This is a genomic window from Thermodesulfobacteriota bacterium (genome assembly GCA_040756475.1).
In the GTDB taxonomy this organism is placed as follows: Bacteria; Desulfobacterota; Deferrisomatia; order Deferrisomatales; family JACRMM01; genus JBFLZB01.
Window position 1 is genome coordinate 1 of record JBFLZB010000077.1, and the last position, 21,416, is coordinate 21,416.

A 21,416-nucleotide genomic window follows, 5' to 3' on the forward strand; every position below is an offset into this window, starting at 1 on the left:
ACGGCCCCCGCCGCCCCCAGGCGAAGCGCCAGCCGCGGCCGCCCCGAAGCGGCCAGGGCCGCGGCGCCCCCGGCCCCGTACAGGGCCAGGGCGGCCAGAAAACCCGTCATGCGACCTTGCCCTTCCGGGGCACCGGGATCTCCCGCTCCACCTCCCGAAACGCCTGGAGGAGCACGTCGCGGCTTGCGGGCTCGGCGAGGAGCTGCCCCAGGGTCGGGTCGCGCAGGCAAAACGCCAGCCGGGAGAGCAGGTGCAGGTGGGCCCGCACCGTGGGGCTCACCAGGGTGAAGAGGGTGTGGACGGGCTTGCCGTCCAGGGAACGGAAGTCCACGGGGTGCTCCAGGAAGCACAGCGTCACCGTGGGGCGCGGCACGTGGAGCACGATGGGATTTCTGGGGTGGGGGATCGCGATGCCGTCGCCCACTCCCGTGGAACCGAGCTCCTCCCGGGCCAGGAGCACCTGGTAGAGGTACTCCCGGTCGACCTCGTCGGGAAGCCGCAGGTGGTCCACCACGGTGCGGAGCACCTCGGGCACCCCGGTGCCCTGGATCCGGTAGAAGATCCCGCCCCCCTCCAGGGCCTCCGCCAGGTCGGGCAGGGCCTCGTCGGAGGCTTCCTGGTAGATCTCCGGGGAGACCGGGATCTTCCGGGCCGTGGCCCACTCCAGGAGCTCCACCCGGTGGAACCGGTACTGGTCGTTCACCCGGGTGAGGGGAATCTCCCCCTTTCGAGCCCACCGGTACACCGTCTTTTCCGACACGCCCAGCAGCCGCGCCGCGTCCCGCACCGAGAGCTCCATGCCGGCTCCTTCCTCTCCAGTGGACACTTTGGGACAGGAACAGGATGATGCTCCACGATGTCCCGATGCTGTCAAGGAAAAAGAGAGCGCGTCTACTGGACTGCTAGCATGGAACCCCCGGTGTTCGGCTGCGCCTCGTGCCTCTCCCTCCCGATGCCCGGGGGTGGATTCCTGTGCAGAGGCCGGGACCCGCTTGTCGATCCCATAAGGCGCCAGTAAGCTGGCGCTCGTTGGTCCATGCCGTGTGATCCGTCACGTCCCGCATCGTGCGCGAGAAGGAGCTGGCCCGGCTCGTTGTGCAGGTATCCAGCCGGGCGTGTGCTCCTGGGGTGCCTGAGGCCCCATGAAGAAGCTCCCCAAGAAGACCACCGTCTCCCTCGTCCTCGGCAGCGGCGGCGCCCGGGGGCTCGCCCACATCGGCGTGATCGGGTGGCTCGAGGAGCACGGCTACGAGATCCGGTCCATCGCCGGCTCGTCCATGGGAGCGCTGGTGGGGGGCATTTACGCGGCGGGGGAGCTCGACGTCTATCGCCGCTGGGTCTCGGCGCTGGACCTGGTCGACGTTCTGCGGCTGCTCGACTTCTCTTTCGGCGGCCGGGGCCTCATCAAGGGGGAGCGGCTCATGGGGGTGCTGCGCGACCTGATCGGGGACCGGGCCATCGAGTCGCTGCCCCTGTCCTTCACCGCGGTGGCCACGGATCTCGACACCGGCCGGGAAGTCTGGCTCGACCGGGGCTCCCTCTTCGACGCCATCCGCGCCTCCATCGCGATCCCCACGATCTTCACCCCCCAGGAAATCGGCGGGCGCCTGCTCGTGGACGGGGGGCTCGTGAACCCCATCCCCATCGCCCCCACCCTGCGGGACCTGACCGACCTCACGGTGGCGGTCAACGCGACCGCGCCCGTGCGCGGTGCCCCGCCCGCTCCAGAGCCCGAACCGGCGGCGTCCTCCTCCGACGCCAGCGGCGGGACCGGTGGCGACGGCTACCGCCGGCGCATCGCCCAGTTCCTGGCCGCCCTCGGCGATCTCGCCGCCCCCAGGGGCCCCGACCTGGGCCTCTTCGACGTGATCTCCCGCTCCATGGACACCATGCAGAGCCGCATCGCCCGCTTCCAGCTCGCCGCCCAGGCCCCCGACGTGCTCATCGAGATCCCGCGAGACGCCTGCCAGATCCACGAATTCCACCGCGCCGGGGAGCTCGTCCAGGTGGGGAAGGAGCGCACCGCGCAGGCGTTTGCCGGCTTCAGGACGCCGCTGCGGAAAAAGCCAGCCGCCGGGGCGGCGTGACCGCCCCGGCGGAAGACCACCAGTCCCAGGGAGCCGCCAATTCAGTCCTCGAGGGCTCCTCCCGAGATCCACCGGCCGATCAGGTCGATCTGTGCCTGGCTCAGGGGCGCCACCACGGGCATGCGGATCAGGGGATCCGCCGAGGTCACGCGGCGGTAGAGCTCGCTCTGGGCCGTGCTGCCCGGAGCCACCCTCAGGGCGAGCTCGCTCGACAACGAGAGGCTCGGAGCGTTCACGAGGTTTCCGTAGGCGACTCCCGCCAACAGTGACATGGGCGCGCCCAGCGGCGTCCCGTGGCACCCGGCGACCGCGCAGTTCGGCGTCAGGATGGGCTGGATCGCGTTGGCGAATGTGACCTCCCGCAGCTGGCCCCGCACCAGCCCCGAGCCCACCTGGGTAGAGTGGATGTTGACGTACCAGGCGCGGGTAGGATCCACGAGGTCCGCCAGTTCCTGGGCGCTGACGGGCACCTCTCCCCGCACCGAGGTCTCGCCGCCGAAGACCGGCAGCACGTCCAGCGGCCTCAGGGGCGGCTGGGCGGGCCCTCCCACCAGACTGATCACGACCGGTCCGTTCTCCGTGGGGCCGCCCGAGTGGATGTGCGCCACCTGCAGCGCGTCGGTCGGGTCCAAGTCGAAGACCTCGAGGAAGAACTTCATCGCCGGTGCGGCGCCGTCCACGCCTCGCATCACTGCCAAACCCGTCTCCGTGCGACCGGGCACGGGAGGGACCTCGTTGGCCGTCGACAGGAACACGTTGGAGGCAAGGACGATCTCCTGGCCGATCTGGCCGCGAACCACGCCGGCCCCGACCTGGTTCGAGTGCACGTTCACGTAGAAGTGGTTGCCCGCAGCCGTCAGATCGGCCACCTCGGCGCCGGTCAGCGCCGCAGAGGCCGTGACGGAAGTGCCCCCGTCGAACTGCGGAATGGTGTCCAGGGGGCGCACGCCGCTGGCCTGGGCCGGGCCGCCCACGAGGGTGATCACCACGGGTCCGTTCTCGTGTACGTCGCCCCGGTGGATGTGGGACACCGTGAGCGCGTCGCCCTGGGTCAGGCCCTCGACGGCCAGGGAGTAGGACAGGACGTTCCCCTCGTACAGGGCGAGACTGGCGGTGCCCGTCTCCGATCGCCCTTCGAGCAGCGCCAAACCCGCTAGATTCCCGGGCACCTCGTAGGCCGCGGCGAGCGGGATCGACAGGTTGAGCACCGCCTGCGGCGCCCGGCCGGGGCTCGACAGGAACGTCTCGAGCTGGTCGTCGGCCACCCGCAGGCTCCCGTCGCTCCCGATCTCGCAGGGGTCGAGCACGGAAACGGCGTCAGGATCGTCGGGAGCAAGCACCCGAAGCTCCTCTCCGGCAAGCTCCAGGAAGCTCACGGTCACGGTGCACGAGTTCCCCACCGCGAGGCTCCCGGCCACCACGGAGCCGTCGGCATCGTTCACCAGGGCGAACGCCGCCCGGTCCCCGTGGAAGGAGCCGATGACGAGGGTCGAGGAATCAGCGCTCCGGGGGTCCTGAGGGTCGTCCGAGAAGAGCCCCGGCCCAAAGGCGAACGCCCGGTTCGCCAAGTCCGCAGGCGCCGCGTCCCGAAACGTGACGCCGCCTCCGCCCCCTCCCCCACCACACGCAACCAGCGCTGCGGCCAAGGCCACGGCGGCAAACAGCAAAGTGAACTTTGCACTCCACGGGTTGTGTCTCATGGCTCACCTCCTCTTGGAGAACCCATTCCCCGGCGGCTTCCCTCACCTGCGCGAGGGTTGAACCTGGAGAAGGGCCGCGCGGGAACTGCTTTTCCACGCTCAACGTAGGAGCCTCGCGCGGGGGCGCCATGGGGAAAAACCCTACTTTTTCCCTTGCTGCCGGTGGGGCGAAAAGGAGTCGGAACCTGGGGGGCTACCGCCGCTGGAAGAGGGGTGAGACGAGGTAGCCCACGGCGGCCACGAAGACGATGACGAGGGGGGCGACGTAGTCGTCGCGGCGCACGCCCTGGGCCAGGAGGAAGAGGAAGAGGGCGAGGAAGAGAACCCGCGCGACTTTGGGGATGTGGGGGAGCGCGGCCCGGCCGAAGTGGAGGTAGGGGATGCGCGAGACCATGGCAAGCGCCGTGGCCGCCACCAGGAGCCCCTGCCAGAGCTCCGACTCGAAAAGCAGGCAGGCGCTTCCCGCGAGGAGCGCCCCTCCGGGGGAGGGCATGCCCGAGAAGGTCTTCACCCCCCCGGCAATACCCGCCTTTCGCTTCTCCACCACGAAGCGCACCAGGCGGTAGGCCGTCGCCCCGGCGTGAGTGAGCCCGAAGATCGCCCCCACCCGCCAGTCCTGGAACGACACGGCCACGATGAGGCCCACGGTGAGGCCGAAGCTCGTGCCGTCGGCCACGTCGTCGAAGATCTCCCCCCGGGGCGTCGAGCCCCACTTCTCCGCCGCCCGCCCGTCGAAGAGGTCGAGGAACTGACCCAGGAACACCAGGCCGAAGGCGTACACCGGCGGCCCCCCCGCCAGAATGACCCAGATCCCCCCCAGGCCGCACAACAGGTTCATCAGACTCAGGATGTTGGCGTACCAGTAGTTGGGAATGACCTTGAAGGCCAGGGAGCAGAAGGCCAGCCCCGTGCAGAAGGCCAGAAGGGGGCGGATCGTGCGGGCGAGCCCCGACAGGTCGTGGGTGCCGCCGTAGATCCAGGTGATGGCGGTGATGGAGAGGAGCACCACCACGAGGAAGGTTTTGGCTTTCCCGAAGAGGTTGGCCGCCTTGCGGGAGATGAACCGCCGGGAGAGCTGCCCCGCGAAGTCGAAGACGAGGAAGAGCCCCACGAGCCAGGGGGTGAGGAGCCCCTGCCAGGCAAAATAGAGGAGCACCGGAGTGTACATGAGTTTGTCGGAGAAGGGGTCGATGGTCTCGCCCCGCTCCGTGGAGAGGCCGCACCGGCGGGCGATGTCGCCGTCGGTGATGTCGGTGATCATCCAGAAGGCGAAGAAGAGAAAGGCCGCTTTGGGCCACCCCAGGTGCATCACCCCTACCGCCAGGAACCCCATGGGGTAGCGCAGGCGGCTGATGGAGTTGGGCCACAGGATGCGGTGCCTGCGCACCCACGCCACCTGGGCGGGCGTGCGCAGGAAGCGATACACGGCAAACCGCTCTGCCGCCACCATGAGGAGGACCGGGAGGAGGATCTCGAGGAAGATGGGCTGGTAGGGCACGAGGCAGCTCCCGAACGGGCAAGGGAATCGGCCCGCAGGGTAGCAAAAGGGACGCCGGGCCGCCAAGCGGCTGGGCGGCTTAGGAGCGGAGCCGCCTATCGCCTAACTCCAACGGGCAACGGACAACAAGCAACGAGCAGCCTTTACAGAACCTTCGTCCAGGAAGGGGGCTGGGCTGCCGGCTCGGGCCTGGGCGAGGGCTTGCCGCCGTTACGGCCCTCGGGCGCCGCGTAGGCCACGATGCGGTTTCGCCCCTGGGCCTTGGCCAGGTAGAGCGCCCGGTCGGCCCTCTGGACCAGGCTCTTCATGTCGCGGGCGTCTTCGGGAAAGCCCGCGACCCCCAGCGAGATGGTGAGCCGGCCCGTGGGAAGCGATTCTTCCCCGGCGAAGTAGAGGCTCTCGATCTCCCGCCGGATCCGCTCGCCGATCTCGATGGCCCCCTCCGCGCGGGTCTCGGGGAGGATGACCGCGAACTCCTCTCCTCCGAACCGGCTCACCACGTCGATGGCGCGAATGCTGGCCCGGAGCGCCCGGCCCACGAGCACCAGGGCCCGGTCTCCCGCCGGGTGGCCGTTGGCGTCGTTGTAGTCCTTGAAGTGGTCGATGTCGATCATGATGAGGGCGAGCGCGTGCCCGTGGCGCACCGCCCGGTCCACCTCCTCCGCCAGGCGCTCCTGGAAATAGCGCCGGTTGAGGAGCCCCGTGAGGGGATCGGTGATGGAGATCTTCCGCAGTTCCAGGCTCTGGGCGTAGTAGGTGGAGCGCTCGATGGCGATGGTGGCCTGGGCCGCCAGGGTCTGGAGCAACCGCAGGTCCTCCTCGCTGAAGACCTCGCCCGTGATCTTGTCCGCCAGATTCAGGACCCCCACGATCCGCCCCTCGAGGAAGATCGGGAGCGACAGGAAGCTCTTGGTCACGTAGCGGGGCCGGTTGCGGCGCTGGAACCGCCCGTCCTTCTCCACGTTGGCCACCACGATCGGGTCGCCCGTGGCGAACACCCGCCCTGCGATGCCCCGCCCCGTAGGAACGCGCAGCTTCTCGACCACGCGCTCGTGGGTCCCGGCGACGGACTGCACCCGCAGCTCCCCGCTGCCGTTGGCAGCCACCATCACGCTCCCCTTCTGGGCGCCGGTGATCTTGCGGGCTTCCTCCAGGATGGCGTGGAAGAGCTCCTCGGGCTTGAGACAGCTCAGGAAGCGCCGGCTCGTCTCCTGCACCGACTGGAGCTCCACGCTCTTGCCCCCCAACTGGTCCCGCAGCCGCCGGTTCTCCAGGGTAAGGGAGAGCTGACCGGCGAACCCCCGGATGATCTGCTCGTCCTCCGCGGTGAGCCCTGCGTTGAAAAGGGCCAGGAGCCCCAGGGGCCCTCCCAGCCCCCACAGGGCAAAGAGGCTCGCGCTCTCCACCTCCTCGGGCAAGCCCAGGGGCGCCAGGTCCCGGGCATCCTCCAGGCGCACCGCCCCGGTGGGACGCAGGAGCTCTTCGCGCAGGCGGCCCTCCGCGGGGAACGCCCACGTCCCGAGCACCCGTTCCACTCCCCCCATGGCCGTGTGCACCCGGTAGGCGCCGGTGCCCGGCTCGTGGAGGAAGAGGGCCGCGTCCCCGACCTCGAAGAGCACCCCGAGGGTGTTGAGCGCCAGGGCGAAGACCTCGTGGACGGAAGCCGCCTGGGTGAGGTCGGAGGCGACGTCGAAGAGCGTCATCACCTGCGACTGGCGCCGGCCGTGTTCTTCGCGGCGGAGATTGCCCTGGATGGCGACCCCGAGAATCCACTGGGCGAGCCGAGCCATCTCCAGGAGGCGGCGGGGCTCCGACGCGCCCGGGCTCGCCGCGTCCCCCCCCCCGTCCCGGCCGGGCGGGCTCTGAACCGCGCCCCCCACGAGGATCAGGGGCGGCACCGAGGGAGCGATCTCGAGGCGCACGGGGGCCGCAAAGACCAACCGATCTCCCGGGCACCGGAAGAGCAGCGCGTCTTCGCCCCGCCCGGCCTGGGCCACCGCCTTGCGGTAGAACCCGAGGCAGCCCTCCCCCTGGCCTTCCTTCCCCTTTGGACACAGGGGTTCCAGGTCGCCGCGCCCCGGCAGGGGAGCGCCCCGGGAGTCGAGCACGGCCACCGAGAGCCCCGACGCCTTCCCCATCTGGTCTGCAAACCGCTCCCAGAGGGCGGTGGGAAGTATTCTCTCCAATTTGGGCAAGTATTTGCTCGGCATCGGGCGGTTTCAGACCCAAAATATCAATGGGTTCAACAACTTAGCGAAACTCTATTCTAGCGGCCCACGGCATGTCAAGCGCGAACCCTTGGCCCCGGGGATCGCCGGCTGGTAACGTATGCAAGCGACCAACCGTGCCCCGGGCGGGGGGCGTGGCTCGCCCCTGCCGGCGGCGGCTGCGCTTCGCAGGCTGCACGCGGCGCACACCCGTAACCCCCACGGGCGGAGGCCGAGATGAGAATCCTGGTGGTGGAAGACGAAGAAAAGGTCGCCTCCTTCATCCGCAAGGGGCTCGAAGAAGAGCGCTATGCGGTGGACCTGGCGCCGGACGGGGAAGAGGGGCTGGCCCTGGCCCAGGTCAACCCCTACGACCTCATCGTCCTCGACCTCATGCTGCCCAAGCTCGACGGCTTCAAGGTGCTCGGGCGGCTGCGGGAAGAAGGCGTCTACACCCCCGTGCTGGTGCTCACGGCCCGGGACCGGCTCGACGACAAGGTCCGGGGGCTCGACCTGGGGGCCGACGACTACCTGACCAAGCCCTTTGCGTTCTCCGAGCTCCTGGCGCGGGTACGGGCGCTGCTGCGCCGGGGCAAACCCACCCGTTCCCCCACGTTCTCGGTGGCGGACCTCACGCTGGACCCCGCCTCTCGCCGGGTGACCCGGGCAGGACAGCCTATCGAGCTCACCGCCAAGGAGTACGCGCTCCTGGAGTACTTCCTGCGCCACGCAGGCCAGGTGCTGACCCGCACCATGATCTCGGAGCACGTGTGGGACCAGTCCTTCGACTCCTACACCAACGTGATCGATGTGTACGTGAACTACCTGCGCAAGAAGATCGACCAGGGCTTCCAGCCCAAGCTCATCCACACCGTGCGCGGCGTGGGGTACGTGCTGCGGGAGGAGCCGTGAAGCCCCAGACCCTGCGGGCGCAGCTCACCCTGTGGTACGGAGCCTTCCTCTTCTTCATCGTCCTCGCGTTCGGGGGAGCGCTCTACGCGTTTCTTGCCCACAGCCTGTATCGCAGCGTGGACCAGCGCCTGCTGGCGCTCGCCGACGTGGTGGCCGAGTCCTCGGTGCGCAACTTCCTGCGGCCCGGCTTTACCGACTTCACCCGGCTCCTGGAGGAGTTTTTCGGGGTCCCCACCGCCGGGCAGTTCATCCAGGTGCTCGACCCCTCGGGAAACGTGGACTCCCGGACCCCCAACCTGGAGCGGCGCCGCCTTCCCGTTTCGCCCGAAGCCCTCCACCGGGCGGTCCACGGCGAGATGATCTACGAAACCTTCGAGGACGAGCCGGTGCCGATCCGGATGCTCACCTACCCCGTGGTGGTGCGCTCCCGGGTGCGCAACGTGGTGCAGGTGGCCACGAGCCTGGGGCCGGTGCTCGAGGCCCTGCATCAGGTGCTGTGGATCCTGGCCGTGGGGATTCCCGGCCTGCTCCTCATCGCACTGCTCGGGGGGTGGTTTCTGGCGGGACGGGCCCTGCGGCCCCTGGACACGGTGGTGGAGGAGCTGCGGGGGCTCGACGCCGACACCCTCGACGCCCGCCTGCCTGCAAAGGCCGGCACCCTCGAGGTGCGGGAGCTGGCCGAGAACGTCAATGGCCTCCTGAGCCGGCTCGAGGATGCCTTCCGGCGGGTGCGGGAGTTCACCGCCGACGCCTCCCACGAGCTGCGCACACCGCTCACGGTGCTGCGGGGGGAGGCGGAGGTGGCGCTTCGAAAGCCCCGCTCCCCCGAGGAGTACCAAGCCGTGCTCGCCTCGAGCCTGGAGGAGGCCCACCGGATGGGCCGCATCGTCGAAGATCTCCTCCTCCTGGCCAAGGGCGACCTGGGGGAGGCCACGGTCCACAAAGTGCCGCTCGACCTGGCGGAGGTGCTCGGCGAGGTGGCGGCCCAGGCCACCCTGCTGGCCGAGGACAAGGGACTGCGGTTCACCTCCGCGGGGGGGCCGCCGGCTCCGGTGCTGGCCGATCCCCTGCGGCTGCGCCAGCTCTTCTGGAACCTCCTGGACAACGCGGTCAAGTACACCCCTGCCGGGGGAAGGGTCTTCCTCTCCCACGGGCGCACCGATGCCGGGTGGGTGCGGGTGACGGTCAAGGACACGGGGATCGGCATCCCCCCCGAGGACCGGGAGCGGATCTTCGAGCGGTTCTACCGGGTGGACAAGCACCGAGCCCGGGCCCAGGGCGGGAGCGGGCTGGGCCTCTCCATCTGCTGCTGGATCGCCCAGGTGCACGGGGGCCGCATCGAGGTGGAGTCCAAGGTGGACGAGGGCAGCGCCTTCATCGTCTACCTTCCCCCCGCGTCCGAAGCTCCCGCCGGCGCCCCGGCCGCGAGGTAGCCCTCCACCTGGTCCTCCCGGGGGGTCCAGCCCAGGGCCGCCCCCCACATGGCCGGCGACTCCATGCACAGGTAGACCCGAAGCTCCGGGCCTCCCTGGCGCCGCAGGGCATCGGCCAGGATGCGGTACACGCGCTTTCGCAGGGGCCAGAAGTAGCGGAGCTTGCCGTCCTCCCCCGGCACCAGCTCCCCGAAGAAGGCCCGCCGCCCGCGCAGCCGCGGCCCCCACTCCTCCAGGAACCGCGGGGGAAACCGCAGGGTGCCCAGGCTCACCCAGGCCACCCGGCTGGGCTCCACGGCGGCGAAGAGCGCCCCGATCACCTCTCGGTACGCCGCCTCCCACCCCTCCTCGGCCACCACGGGGTCGAAGTGGAAACCCACCCGGTAGCCCGCTCGGGCCGCCTGGGCCGCCGCCCCCAGCCGCTCGGCCAGGCTCGCCGAGCCCGGCTCGTCCGAGGCGATGCGCTCCGGCGGGTTCACCGACCAGGCAGCCACCGCGTTGGGGGGAGGGCGCCGCACCAGCAGGGCCTCCACCCGGGCGCTCTTGGTCTTGAGCTCGAGCTGCGCACCCGGCAGCGGCTCGAAGAGGTCCAGGAGCCACCGGGCGTGGCCGGTCCAGGGGTCCAGGGCCAGGGAGTCGGCGAACTGCCCGGTCCCCACCCGCACGGGACCCTCCCCCTCCCCCTCCCATGCCCGGGCGGCCCCCCTGAGCTCGGCCGCTGCGTCCTCCAGATTGGCGTAGAGGGTCAGGGGGGCGTCGGGGGCGTAGAGGCGCAAGAAGCAGTAGGTACACCCGAAGGGGCACTGGAAGGCGGGGGTGAACACGCGGTACCCGCACCGCACGGCCCCGGGGCTGCACGGGCAGGGCTTGAGGAAGGCCCCCGGCTCCCCGGTCACGTGCACGGTGCGCCGGCCCGTGGGAGCCGGGTCGCCCTGCCGGCGCAGGCGCACCGGGATCGACCCGGGCAGGCGTGCGAGGAACCGCTCGGCAAAGGGCAGGGGAGCGGCGTCGGCGTCCACCTCGACGAGGTCGAAGGGAGGAGAGCTCATCCCAGGTACCGCCCCAGTCGGTCCAGGCGCCCCGCCCGAAGCCCCTCCTCCAGGGCATCGAGGCTGCGCCCGAGCTCCGGGAGGGACGCGAAGGAGACGGTGCAGGTAAGCCGCCCCCCCTCGAACCCCGGCGCATGGGAGACGCGGGCCTCCGGCGGGAGCCCCAGCCCCCGGGAGTCCTCCCGGAAGTCCGCCTCCCAGGCGGAGAGCTCCGGGTAGCGGCGCCGGCGCACCTGGGCCCGCAGGGCCTCGGGTTCTCCCGCGAAGGCCCAAAGCCCCTCCCGCTCGGCCCAGGCGGCCAGGGAGAGCCCCTCCCCCCAGGCACATTCCAGTGCCCAGCGGGCGATCTCGGAAAGCTTGTTCACCCCCACCGCCGCCCCGGCCCCCGCCCCCTCCCTCTTCGATGAAGCGCCCACCAGGTCGAGGAGCGCCAGGGCGTCCTCCCGGGGGGCGCGCAGGAGCACCCGCACTCCGGCCAGGGGGAGCCGGCCCAGGGCGAAGGCGTCCCGGTGCACCGCCGGGAGCTCCGAAATCCACAGGTAGTCCTCCAGGGCGCCCGAGCGCGGGGGGAGCCCCAGGCGCCGGAAGAGCTGCGGGGGCAGGCCGGCGAAGGATTCCCCAGTCCCGGCGGTGCGCCGCCGCACGTACAGCCCGAGCTCTGCGGGGTTCAGGGGCCGGGCCGCCAGGTGGTCCTCCAGGAGGAGATCCCAGAGCTCCGGCGGGTCGGTGCCGGGTTCGCCGAACGGGAGGACAAGCACCCGGGCCCACGCCGTGTCTTCCCCCAGGGCGCCCAGGGCCGCCGCCCGCCGGTGCCCGGCGGCAAGGACCGGCCCACCCTGGTGCGCGGCCCCCCCGAGCACCACAAGGGGCCGGAGCTGCCCGAAGCGCGCCAGGCTCTCCCGCAGGGGGGCGTCGCCCTCGCCGGGCCAGGAAAAGGCGTACCGCTCCGGCGCTAGCACCAGCTCCCCCAGGCTCACCCGCCGCCAGTCAGCGCGTGTGGGCAAATCTGCTGCGCGGCCGAATTGCTGCGTTGCGCACTCGTTCGCTCCTCGCCTATCTGCTTGATATGTCTCGTCGTTCCCTCGCACGCGCCTTGCACTCCGGCCTGCTCGCGACGATTTGTTCACACGCTTCTAGCTCCTCCAGGCACCGCTCCGCCTCCTGCCGGGAATGGCGAAACACCGCCGCCCGCGTGATCTCTCCGCGCTTTTCCGCGCCCAGGGCCACCACCTCGGCCTTGCGGCCGAGCTCCTCCAGGGCCAGGCGCCGATACTCGGTCTTCACGCCGGGGTCCAGGGCCACCTTCCACAGGGCGCGCACCCGGAAGCGATCGAGCCCCCAGTGCTCCTGGGAGAGCTGCCCCGGGTGCCCGTTTCGCTTCACCGTGAGCTTTTCGGCGAGGAGCAGGACGGGGTGGGCCGCCGCCAGGCGCAGCCACAGGTCGTAGTCTTCGCAGGCCGGGAGGCTCTCGTCGAAGCCCCCCAGGGAGGCGAAGAGGTCGCGGCGCAGGAGGACCGACGAGGGGCTGATGGTACACAGGGGCAGGCAGTGGGGGAAGATCCACCCCCCATGCTTCGCGTGCACCTTGCGGGGGTTGGCCCAGCGCCCCCGCCGGTACCACACCTCCTCCGTGTGGCACGCAGACCACCCGGGGGGCTCGGCCACCGCGGCGAGCTGGCGCTCGAGCTTCTCCGGAAGCCAGAGGTCGTCCGAGTCCAGGAAGGCGATCCAGGGGCCCGAGGTCTCCGCCACCCCCCGGTTGCGGGCCGCGCTCACCCCCCGGTTCTCCTGGCGGACCACGCGAAGCCGCGGGTCCGAGAACGCCGCCGCCAGGTGCTCGGCGGTGCCGTCGGCGCTCCCGTCGTCCACCACCACGAGCTCCAGCTCCGCCCAGGTCTGGGCGAGCACGCTCGCCACCGCCTCGGCGGCGAGCTCCCGGCGGTCGCGGGTGGGGATGACGACGGAGACGCCGGGAGCGGGGAAGACGGGGGGGACGGGGCGGCTCAGGGCGCCCAACGCTCCAGGAGCTTGCCGCCCGCGAGGTCGGCGAAGAACCCCTCCCCCGCCTCCACCGACTGCCCGCCGCCCTGGACCAGGTTGTGGCCCGCCACGGCTCCCTGGCGCCCGGCGCTCTGCCAGCCGAAGTTCACCCGGTGCCAGTTCCCCTCGCTGTCGAAGACCCGGGCCACGTCACCCGCGGCAAAGATGTTGTCGAAGTTGGTCCGCAGCTCCCGGTCCACCACCACCCCCTGGTCCACCACGAGCCCGCTCCCCTCCAGGTACTCCACCGCCGGCACCAGCTCCCGGGCCTCGCACACCAGACCCACGTCGATGGCGCGCCGGCTCGAGGTGATGACCCGGTAGCCCTCCCCGTTCAAGTCCATCACGTCGAGCACCGCCTCCCCGAAGAGCACCTCCACCTTCTCCGACAAGAGCTTCTGGAGCACGTCGGCCCGGGCCACCGGCGAGCCCGGGCTCCAGAACCGGGTGTGGGTGGTGAGGTAGACCACCCGGCACCCCCGCTTCGCGAAGGCCCGCACCACCTCGAGCCCCGCGTGCCCCTCCCCCGAGACCAACACCCAGGCGTCCCGGGGCAGCCCCAGCCGGGTCAGCCGCACCGCGTCGCTGAAGCACGCGAGCGTGTGCACCTTGTTTCGCAGCCGCGCCGCGTAGTCCGCCAGCCGGGGGGTCGAGCCCGTGGCGAGCAGCAGGCGGTCGAAGTACAGGCTCGTGCCGTCCGAGAGCAGGATGCGCGACTCGTGGGGAAAGAGCCGGTACACCCGGCACCCCGCCCGCACCGCCACCCCGGGGTCCTCCGCCAGCTCCGGGTCCTGCACCACCACCTCCCGGCGCCCCAGGGCCCCCGCCACGAAGTCCGCCAGGGCCGGCCGCAGGTGGAACGGGGTGAACTCCCGCGACACCAGGGTCACCTCCCCCTTGGGGTCTTGGCGCCGCACCTCCCGGGCCGCCGCCCGCCCCGCCGGCCCGCACCCCAGGATCACATACTGTCGCATCGTCCGCTCCGCACACGAGGGGGTTGGAAGAGGTTCGAGAGTGTACGGCCCGGGGGGGGCGTGTCAACCGGCAGGACCCGCGGGCCTCGGCCCAACAGGAACCACCACCGAATCTTGGGGCGGGGTCCGGGAGTCCTGGAGCGCAGCCCCGTACCGCCTCGACCGAACCGCGGCAGCGAGTCCGAAACCGGTGTGGTTCGGCGCGCCGGCTCCCTCGGCTACGCGGACTCCGAACTCGGCGGATTACGGGGCGGAGCGCAAGGGCTCCGGGACCCCGCTCGTCACCTAGGTGGTGGATCGTGGCCCATCTGCGTACTTTTCTCATTCGGCGGCCCCAGGTATCATGGGCCGCAATGCTCGGAAACTCGAGAGACCCTCCCTCCGCCGCGCCCCGCTGTACTGCGAGAGCCTCATGCTTCGACGACCCTTCGCCGTCGCCTGCGCCGCCGCTACCCTCCTCGCCGCCGAAGCCATGGCCGGGGAGCCCATGGTCCTCGAGGGAACCGTGACGTGGAGCGGAGACCGCGTCCTCGAAACCTCGGTGACGGTCCCCGCGGGCGCCACCCTCATCCTCCTGCCCGGCACCCGGGTGACCGTGACCGGCGACGAGGCATCGCTCTTCGTCGAGGGCTCCCTGTACGCCTCGGGAACCGCAGACGCACCCGTGGTGCTCCGGGGCCGCACCGACGCCGACCCCTCGATCATCGAAGCCAACTCCCCGGCGGCGGTGGTGCGCCTGCACCGGGTCGAGGTCTCCGGGGCCCGTAACGCCGTCACCGTGCGGGGCGGCTTCCTGGGGGTCACGTCGTCCCGCTTCCACGGCAACGAGACCGCCCTCACCCTGGACCTCAAGGGACACGGCGAACTTCGGGACGTGGTGCTGGAGGACAACCACGTGGGGCTGGCCGTAGGAAACAGCGCCCGCGCCCGGGCCTCGGGCCTCACCTTCACCGGCAACCGGGTTGCCCTGGGGGCCCACAACGCGGCTCGGGTGGACCTGGCCCGCTCGGTCTTCCGGAACAACCGCGCGGCCTTCGTCCAGCACAACCAGTGCGACGTCCGGATCGACGGGTGCACCTTCGAGGGCAACCAGGTGGCGGCCGACCTGAGCCAGACCCGCCGCAGCCCCATCTTCTCCTTCAGCACCTTCCGGAAGAACCAGGTGGGCATCTCGGCGGCCCACTTCACCCACCCCCTGGTGGACGCCTGCACCTTCCAGGAAAACGAGGTCGCCTTCTCGGCCGAACAGTTCTCGGGCCCCCTGCTGCGGTACTGCGCCTTCGAGAAGAACGGGCAGGCGGTCCGGCTCGACAAGAAGGGCAACGCCCGCATCGAGGGGAACCTCTTCCGGGACAACGAGGTGGCGCTCTTCGCCGACTTCTCGTCCTACCCCGACGCCACGGGGAACCTCTTTGTCGGCAACCACTGGCACGTGCGCCTGGGGGTACAGCAGTCCGCGGACTTCGAGCGCCGCCTCGGCTCCCGAGGCATCATGCTCGGCACCGCCCGGGATGCCGGAACCCGCAATCCCTTCCTGATCGAAGGTCAGGTCCCCCCCGGAGAAGGGGTCTTCTCGGTGGCGGGAAACGCCTGGGACCCGGAGACCCTCGCCGAGATGGCCCCCGGCCCCGAGGAGAACCTCTCCCGCTTCTGGGACGGCCGGGACCAGGAACCCGTGCGCTACGAAGGCTTCGGCGACGACACCTACGCCGTGGACCGCATCGTCTACACCCCCCCCGCCCCCGCCCCCCTCCCCGTAGGTCCCCCCGCCTGGCTCCCCCTGCGCCAGGACTCCGGCGAAGCCCCCCCCCAGGAACCCGGCCCCCCGCCGGGGGTGGAGCGAAGCCGGCCCGAGCAGTGACCCGGCTGCCGGCCGTCAGCATGACCAGACGCCGCACGGGGCAAGCATCGCCCGTTTGACGGGGCAAAGCCGCCGTGCGAGCAGAGGGAGGGAGCCCCCGGTGTCCGCAATCTCCTTACGTGCGCCGCGCAGGGCCCCCACCGGGCGTTCGCCAGGAGACCCCCCCAGGGGGTTTCTCGGCGACCGTTGGAAGGTCTAGAATATGTAACTATCTTGAGCGTCGCTGTGTACGTTGCGGCTCTTTGGCTCCACACTCATCTCCCCCCTCTCGCGAGCATTCTTCCGGGTCCGAACACACCATGCTAAAACCTCCCGACATGGTAGTTGCCGAGTTCCCATCACGCTCTTTCAAGGATCCCGCCCTCTGCGGATGGAGATGGGCTGCGTTCGTCGCCGTGTCTCTCGTCATTGGAGCCGCCATCTACTCCAACGTGATTCTCGACGGCGTCTTCGTGATAGACGATTTCGACTACATTGTAAACAATCCAGCAACTTCTGATCTTAGATCCTTTCGCTTCGACCTTCATGAGCTACGAATCGTTGGATATCTGACCTTCGCCCTGAACAGGATGATAGGTGGTCTGGAGCCGACGTGGTACCATGCCGTAAACGTCGCAATTCACATTTCAAACTCTCTTCTCGTTTCGCTCCTCGTATCGTGGTGTCTTTCGATACTTTGTGGAGAGCACACAGAAACGCCGAAGCGTCTCACCACGGCAGCAGGGTGGTCCTGCGGCCTCCTCTTCCTGGTCCACCCTCTCCAGACCCAGGCGGTCTCGTACGTGAGCCAGCGGTTCACCTCCCTAGCGACGCTTTTCTACCTCGTCTCAATCACCTCGTACATCGCCATGCGTAGGCGCACCGAACGAGGTCCGGACGCAAGGATCCCCTGGTCGCTGTGGGGCCTGTCCGCAGCCGCATGTGTGCTGGGCATGCGGACGAAGGAGATCGCGTTCACGGTTCCGTTCGCGATCGCCCTCGTGGAGGGCTTGATCTTCACGCGATCCCACCTAAGGTGGCGGCGGTTCGTCTTCTGTGTGCCGTACGCCGCACTTCTATTGGTGATTCCTCTCTCCCTGTTCGCAGTGGAGATTGGCCTCAGTGCACCCACCAGCCACGTTTACGAGAACATGAGGATTGCCAAACAGGCCGACCTCCTTGCTCTTTCGCCATACATCTACTTCATTACGCAGCTTCGAGTTCTCCTGCGATACCTGTCCCTCTTTCTCGTGCCGGTCGGCCTTCGCGCGCAGCACGACTTTCAGGCTTCTGAGTCGATGTGGGAGCCCGGGGTCCTAGCCGCATTGGTAGTGCTGCTTGCCATGGCCGGCTTGGCGGCGGTACTTTGGCACAGGTCTCGATCCATGCCTCCCGTCGCCGCGCCCTGGGCTCGCCTGGCAGCCTTTGGATTTGCCTGGTTCTTCATCACGGCCTCGGTGGAGTCTTCCTTCATACCCATAAAGCATCTCGTATTCGAGCATCGGATGTACCTTCCCAGCGTCGGCCTGTTTGCCGCTAGCGTCGGGCTGATCGCCGTGACGTGGCTTCGGTTCTCCCCCCGAGCACTGCCCCTGCCCTGGATTGCGGCCGCCGTCCTCCTGATCGCAGTTCCTTTGGGGACGGGAACGTACTTCAGAAACCGCGTCTGGACGGACCCGATTGCGTTTTGGAGCGATGTCATCGAGAAATCCCCGGGCCTCCTCGCGGGTTGGCATAATCGGGCCGTCGAACATCGAAATGCGGGCAACTACGAACTCGCCCTCGCGGACCTCGATCGGGGCGTGTCACACGTGAACGCCAGTTTTCGCACATCGTCGTCCTGGCCGGATCCGGACCTGAATCCGGAAAACGTGGCCAAGGTCTACGGCGTTCGAGCCAAACTGCTGACTGAGACCGGTCAGTGGAGCCGTGCCGAACGGGACTTCTTCCAGGTCCTGGCCGTACGCCGGGTGGCCCAGGACCCAGACCTGGTTCTAAACGTCTTGATCGACATCGCCGATTCCTTCCGGGACGACGGTTCCTGCGAGCTGGCCATCCCCTTCTACACCCGGATCCTCGAGTCCGTGCCGGGAAGCCTCGATGCCCGGTACCATCGGGGGTGGTGCATCGCCTCTCTGGGTCGCCTCGAGGAGGGCCTCGCCGATCTGGACGCGGTTCTCCAGACTGATCCGATGGCTGCGCAGGTGTACTTCGACCGGGCCACGATCCACCGCGAGTTGCATCGGCTTGTCGATGCCCAGCAGGACCTGGAGGCAGCGTGCCGCCTCGGCTTCGAGCCGGCCTGCAACGCCCTTCGCAGCCCCGGCCACGCGGCCGGCGGCCCTCAAGAGCCCGCTACCCAGCTCCCCGAGCGCAAAGACCACGGGCTGTAGGGGCTAAAACCAACAACGCGACGAGTTCCCATGGCCAAAATCCTCATCATCAAGCTCGGCTACTCCGAGACCCTGGACCCCGAAATCGGCGTCGTCTCGAGCCTCGGCGACGTGCTGCGCACCACCGTGGTCCTCTACCCCTTCCGGGACGACCACGTCACGTGGCTCGTGGACGCGGCCGCCCGGCCGCTGCTCGAGGGCAATCCGTACATCGATCGCCTCCTGCCGTATGATCTGACGTCGGTACTCCAACTCCAGCGGGAACGCTACGACACGGTGATCAACCTCGAGAAGGTGCCGGGGATCTGCGCGCTGGCCGACTCGGTCTCGGCATGGCGCCGGCACGGCTTCCGCTTCGACGAGGCGCGGGGGGAGGCCCAGCCTTACGACGGGTGCGAGAACGTCTTCTCCATCAGCCGCGACCCGGCGCTCAAGAAGTCCCACGCCGCCTCCTGGCAAGAGACCCTGCTCCAGGTCGTCGGCGCCCGGTGGGACGGGCAGGAGTACATCCTCGGCTACCGGCCCAAGACCGAGGAGACCTGGGACGTGGGCCTGAACTGGGCGGTAGGCTCCAAGTGGCCCAACAAGGCGTGGCCCAGGGCGCGCTGGGAAGAGCTGGAGGGCCTGCTGGACGGCCGCTACACCCACTCGCCCCAGCGGGGGATGAGCGACCTGTGCGAGTACATGGACTGGATCCACTCCTGTCGGCTCCTGGTCACCAACGACAGTCTGGGGCTGCACATCGCGCTGGCGTTGCGGAAGAAGGTGGTCGTCCTCTACGGCCCGACCAACCCCAACGAGACGTATTTCTACGGTCGGGCCGAAGTCGTGTACCCGGAAGTCGACCTCGCGTGTATACCGTGCCTTGCTGCCCACTGCACCCAGGACCAGACGTGCCTGGCGTCGATCTCGGCCCAGACCGTGGCGGCACGGATCGACAAACTGCTTCGGCCCCCCCCAACGACGGGGGAGACGGATGAGCGCTGACCTGCGCCTCGACAGCCACAAGCTCCTCCTCCATCCGCGCCGCGTGGCTTCCTGGCTCGATGGGGAGGACGTCTTCCCGATCTACGCCGAGTTCTCGCCTTCCGGCGCCTGCAACCACCGCTGCCGGTTCTGCGCCCTGGACTACGTAGGGTATCGGCCCCGCTTCCTGGATGCCGCCGTCCTCGCCGAGCGCCTGGCGGAGCTGGGGCGCCTCGGCTTGCGGAGCGCCATGTACGCGGGCGAGGGGGAGCCCCTGCTGCACCGGGAGATCGCCGGGATCGTCGGGGCGACGGTGGATGCCGGGATCGACGCCGCAATCACCACCAACGCCGTGCTCCTCACCCGGGAACTGGCCCGGGAGCTACTGCCTCGCCTCACCTGGCTCCGGGTGAGCCTCAACGCCGGCACGGCCGCGACCTACGCCGGGCTCCACCGCACGCGGCCCGAGGATTTCGAACGGGTGCTCGCCAACCTCGCGGCGGCCGTAGAAGAGCGTCGCCGGTCCGAGGCCGCGTGCACCCTCGGGGCCCAGATGTTGCTGCTGCCGGAAAACGCCGAGGAGGTCGTGGGGCTGGCCCGCGCCCTGGCGGCCATCGGCGCGGATTACCTGTCGGTAAAGCCATACTCCCAGCACCACTTCAGCCACACCCGAGAGTTCGAAGAGGTCGACTACGCCCGCTTCGAGGGGCTGCGCCAAGAGGTCGCGGCGGCCGCGCCCGGACCCTTCCGGGTGATCTTTCGGGAGCAAGCCGCGGCCAAGCTGGCGCCGGGCCGCGACCGGGGGTACGGGAGCTGCCTGGCGCTGCCCTTCTGGACGTACGTGGACGCGGGCGCGGATGTCTGGGCGTGCAGCGCGTTTCTCGGGGACGACCGGTTTCGCCTCGGGAACCTGGCGGAAACCACCTTCGAGGGGATCTGGCGGGGGGAAGCGCGGCGGCGCTTCCTCCGGGACGTCCTGCCCGCCCTGGACACGACGGCGTGCCGCCGGGGGTGCCGCATGGACGAGATCAACCGCTACCTGTGGGAACTCACCCACCCGGCGCCCCATGCGAACTTCATCTGAGGCGCCCGGCGCCCCGTCGCCGGAGCAGCTCTTCGCCCTGTACCGCACCATGCTGTGCATCCGCCTCTTCGAGGAGCGGATCGTCGAGCTCTACCCGGAGCAGGAGATGCGCTGCCCGGTGCACCTGTGCATCGGCCAGGAGGCGACCGCGGCCGGGGTGTGCGCCCACCTCACGGACGCCGACCTGATCTTTGGCACCCACCGCTCCCACGGCCACTGCATCGCCAAGGGGATGTCCCTGGGGGCCCTGGCCGCCGAGCTGTACGGCCGCGTCACCGGCTGCGCCGGGGGCTTCGGCGGGTCCATGCACCTGGTCGACCCGGCCCACGGCATGCCCGGCACCACGGCCATCGTGGGCGGGACCCTGCCCCTGGCGGTAGGCGCGGCGCTCGCTTTCGCCCTGCGCCGAGAAGAGCGGGTGGCCGTGGCCTTCTTCGGCGACGGGGCGGTAGACGAAGGGGTCTTCCACGAGGCCCTCAACTTCGCGTCCCTCAAGCGGCTCCCGGTGGTCTTCGCGTGTGAGAACAACTTCTACGCCACCAACTCTTTCCAGGGCGCCCGGCAGCCCGCGGTGGCGATCGCCGACCGGGCCGCGGGGTACGCCATGCCCGGCGTCGCCGCCGACGGCAACGACGCGGCGGCGGTCTATCGGGCGGCCGGGGACGCGGTCCACCGGGCGCGCCGGGGCGGCGGGCCCACCCTCCTGGAGCTGCGCACCTACCGCTGGAAGGGCCACGTCGGCCCCACCTGCGACGTCGAGGCCGGCTGCCGGCCCGCCGGCGAGGTCGCCGCCTGGCTCGAGCGCTGCCCGGTCGCGGCGCTGCGGGCCCGACTGGCCGGGGAGCCCGGCGGCGAGGCCCGCCTGGAGCCGCTCGCCGCCGAGCTCCGCGCCGAGGTCGAGGAGGCGTTTCGCTTCGCCCAGGCGAGCCCCTTGCCCACCCCCGATCGCCTCTTCGCTCCCCTGGCCTGAGTTCGGACGAGGACCCTGCCCATGCCCTGGACCCGCGTCGAGCAGCAGCAGCGAGGCCCCCTCCCGGCCGCCCCGGGAGCCCCCGAGGGCGGGCGCCTTCTCACCTACCGGGACGCCATCCGGGAGGCCCTGACCCAGGCCCTGGAGGCCGACCCGGCGGTCTTCCTCCTCGGGGAGGGGATCGACGACCCGGGCGGGGTCTTCGGCACCACCCTGGGCCTCAAGGAGCGCTTCGGGGACCGGGTGATGGACACCCCCATCGC

General features: G+C 69.9%; 17 protein-coding genes. 9 read left to right on the top strand and 8 right to left on the bottom strand.

All coding sequences use genetic code 11. The features are described from left to right. Positions 1-106: 106 nt before the first annotated feature. Positions 107-799 carry a PTS sugar transporter subunit IIA gene (locus tag AB1578_12335; GenBank protein MEW6488685.1) on the bottom strand — a complete coding sequence of 231 codons (693 nt, stop codon included), beginning with the start codon at positions 797-799 and terminating at the stop codon, positions 107-109. 343 nt (positions 800-1,142) lie between these two features. Between AB1578_12335 and AB1578_12340 the strand changes: the two genes are divergently transcribed. After that, positions 1,143-2,087 carry a patatin-like phospholipase family protein gene (locus AB1578_12340; GenBank protein MEW6488686.1) on the top strand — a complete coding sequence of 315 codons (945 nt, stop codon included), beginning with the start codon at positions 1,143-1,145 and terminating at the stop codon, positions 2,085-2,087. A gap of 41 nt (positions 2,088-2,128) precedes the next feature. Here AB1578_12340 and AB1578_12345 read toward each other — a convergent pair whose 3' ends face one another. The 3 genes from AB1578_12345 to AB1578_12355 form a co-directional block, all read right to left on the bottom strand. Further along, positions 2,129-3,787 carry a CHRD domain-containing protein gene (locus AB1578_12345; GenBank protein MEW6488687.1) on the bottom strand — a complete coding sequence of 553 codons (1,659 nt, stop codon included), beginning with the start codon at positions 3,785-3,787 and terminating at the stop codon, positions 2,129-2,131. A 193-nt stretch (positions 3,788-3,980) separates the two neighbouring features. Further along, positions 3,981-5,285, bottom strand: coding sequence for a CDP-alcohol phosphatidyltransferase family protein (locus AB1578_12350; protein ID MEW6488688.1), 1,305 nt, complete (start codon positions 5,283-5,285; stop codon positions 3,981-3,983). A gap of 143 nt (positions 5,286-5,428) precedes the next feature. Continuing rightward, on the bottom strand, positions 5,429-7,480 hold the full coding sequence (locus tag AB1578_12355) for a sensor domain-containing diguanylate cyclase (protein MEW6488689.1): 2,052 nt from the start codon (positions 7,478-7,480) through the stop codon (positions 5,429-5,431). A gap of 249 nt (positions 7,481-7,729) precedes the next feature. Here AB1578_12355 and AB1578_12360 point away from each other — a divergent pair, with 249 nt between their 5' ends. Beyond that, the gene (locus AB1578_12360) at positions 7,730-8,404 is read left to right on the top strand and encodes a response regulator transcription factor (protein ID MEW6488690.1); all 675 of its coding nucleotides are present in this window, start codon (positions 7,730-7,732) and stop codon (positions 8,402-8,404) included. Continuing rightward, a complete protein-coding gene (locus AB1578_12365) occupies positions 8,401-9,837 on the top strand; it encodes a heavy metal sensor histidine kinase (protein MEW6488691.1) in 1,437 nt (478 codons plus the stop codon). Before AB1578_12360 ends, AB1578_12365 begins: the two co-directional genes overlap by 4 nt. Here AB1578_12365 and AB1578_12370 read toward each other — a convergent pair. From AB1578_12370 to AB1578_12385, 4 genes are read right to left on the bottom strand one after another with little or no spacing between them, the layout of a single operon-like run. Next, positions 9,786-10,886 (bottom strand): spore photoproduct lyase family protein, encoded by a 1,101-nt coding sequence (locus tag AB1578_12370; GenBank protein MEW6488692.1) that lies wholly within the window; start codon positions 10,884-10,886, stop codon positions 9,786-9,788. The genes AB1578_12365 and AB1578_12370 overlap by 52 nt on opposite strands. Then, positions 10,883-11,890 (bottom strand): hypothetical protein, encoded by a 1,008-nt coding sequence (locus AB1578_12375; protein MEW6488693.1) that lies wholly within the window; start codon positions 11,888-11,890, stop codon positions 10,883-10,885. The genes AB1578_12370 and AB1578_12375 overlap by 4 nt, the downstream gene beginning before the upstream one ends. A 49-nt stretch (positions 11,891-11,939) precedes the next feature. Next, positions 11,940-12,902: a glycosyltransferase gene (locus AB1578_12380; GenBank protein MEW6488694.1), complete on the bottom strand. Its 963-nt coding sequence runs from the start codon at positions 12,900-12,902 to the stop codon at positions 11,940-11,942. Then, positions 12,890-13,900 carry an FAD/NAD(P)-binding oxidoreductase gene (locus AB1578_12385; protein ID MEW6488695.1) on the bottom strand — a complete coding sequence of 337 codons (1,011 nt, stop codon included), beginning with the start codon at positions 13,898-13,900 and terminating at the stop codon, positions 12,890-12,892. The genes AB1578_12380 and AB1578_12385 overlap by 13 nt, the downstream gene beginning before the upstream one ends. Before the next feature lie 412 nt (positions 13,901-14,312). On the opposite strand from AB1578_12385, the gene AB1578_12390 reads away from it, so the two are divergent. The 6 genes from AB1578_12390 to AB1578_12415 form a co-directional block, all read left to right on the top strand. After that, positions 14,313-15,761 carry a right-handed parallel beta-helix repeat-containing protein gene (locus AB1578_12390; protein MEW6488696.1) on the top strand — a complete coding sequence of 483 codons (1,449 nt, stop codon included), beginning with the start codon at positions 14,313-14,315 and terminating at the stop codon, positions 15,759-15,761. A 299-nt stretch (positions 15,762-16,060) separates the two neighbouring features. Further along, positions 16,061-18,133, top strand: coding sequence for a tetratricopeptide repeat protein (locus tag AB1578_12395; GenBank protein ID MEW6488697.1), 2,073 nt, complete (start codon positions 16,061-16,063; stop codon positions 18,131-18,133). A gap of 30 nt (positions 18,134-18,163) precedes the next feature. Next, positions 18,164-19,120 carry a glycosyltransferase family 9 protein gene (locus AB1578_12400; protein ID MEW6488698.1) on the top strand — a complete coding sequence of 319 codons (957 nt, stop codon included), beginning with the start codon at positions 18,164-18,166 and terminating at the stop codon, positions 19,118-19,120. Further along, the gene (locus AB1578_12405; GenBank protein MEW6488699.1) at positions 19,110-20,183 is read left to right on the top strand and encodes a radical SAM/SPASM domain-containing protein; all 1,074 of its coding nucleotides are present in this window, start codon (positions 19,110-19,112) and stop codon (positions 20,181-20,183) included. Before AB1578_12400 ends, AB1578_12405 begins: the two co-directional genes overlap by 11 nt. Next, positions 20,167-21,153: a thiamine pyrophosphate-dependent dehydrogenase E1 component subunit alpha gene (locus tag AB1578_12410; GenBank protein ID MEW6488700.1), complete on the top strand. Its 987-nt coding sequence runs from the start codon at positions 20,167-20,169 to the stop codon at positions 21,151-21,153. Before AB1578_12405 ends, AB1578_12410 begins: the two co-directional genes overlap by 17 nt. Before the next feature lie 21 nt (positions 21,154-21,174). Continuing rightward, on the top strand, positions 21,175-21,416 hold a 242-nt coding region (locus AB1578_12415), incomplete at its 3' end, for an alpha-ketoacid dehydrogenase subunit beta (GenBank protein MEW6488701.1).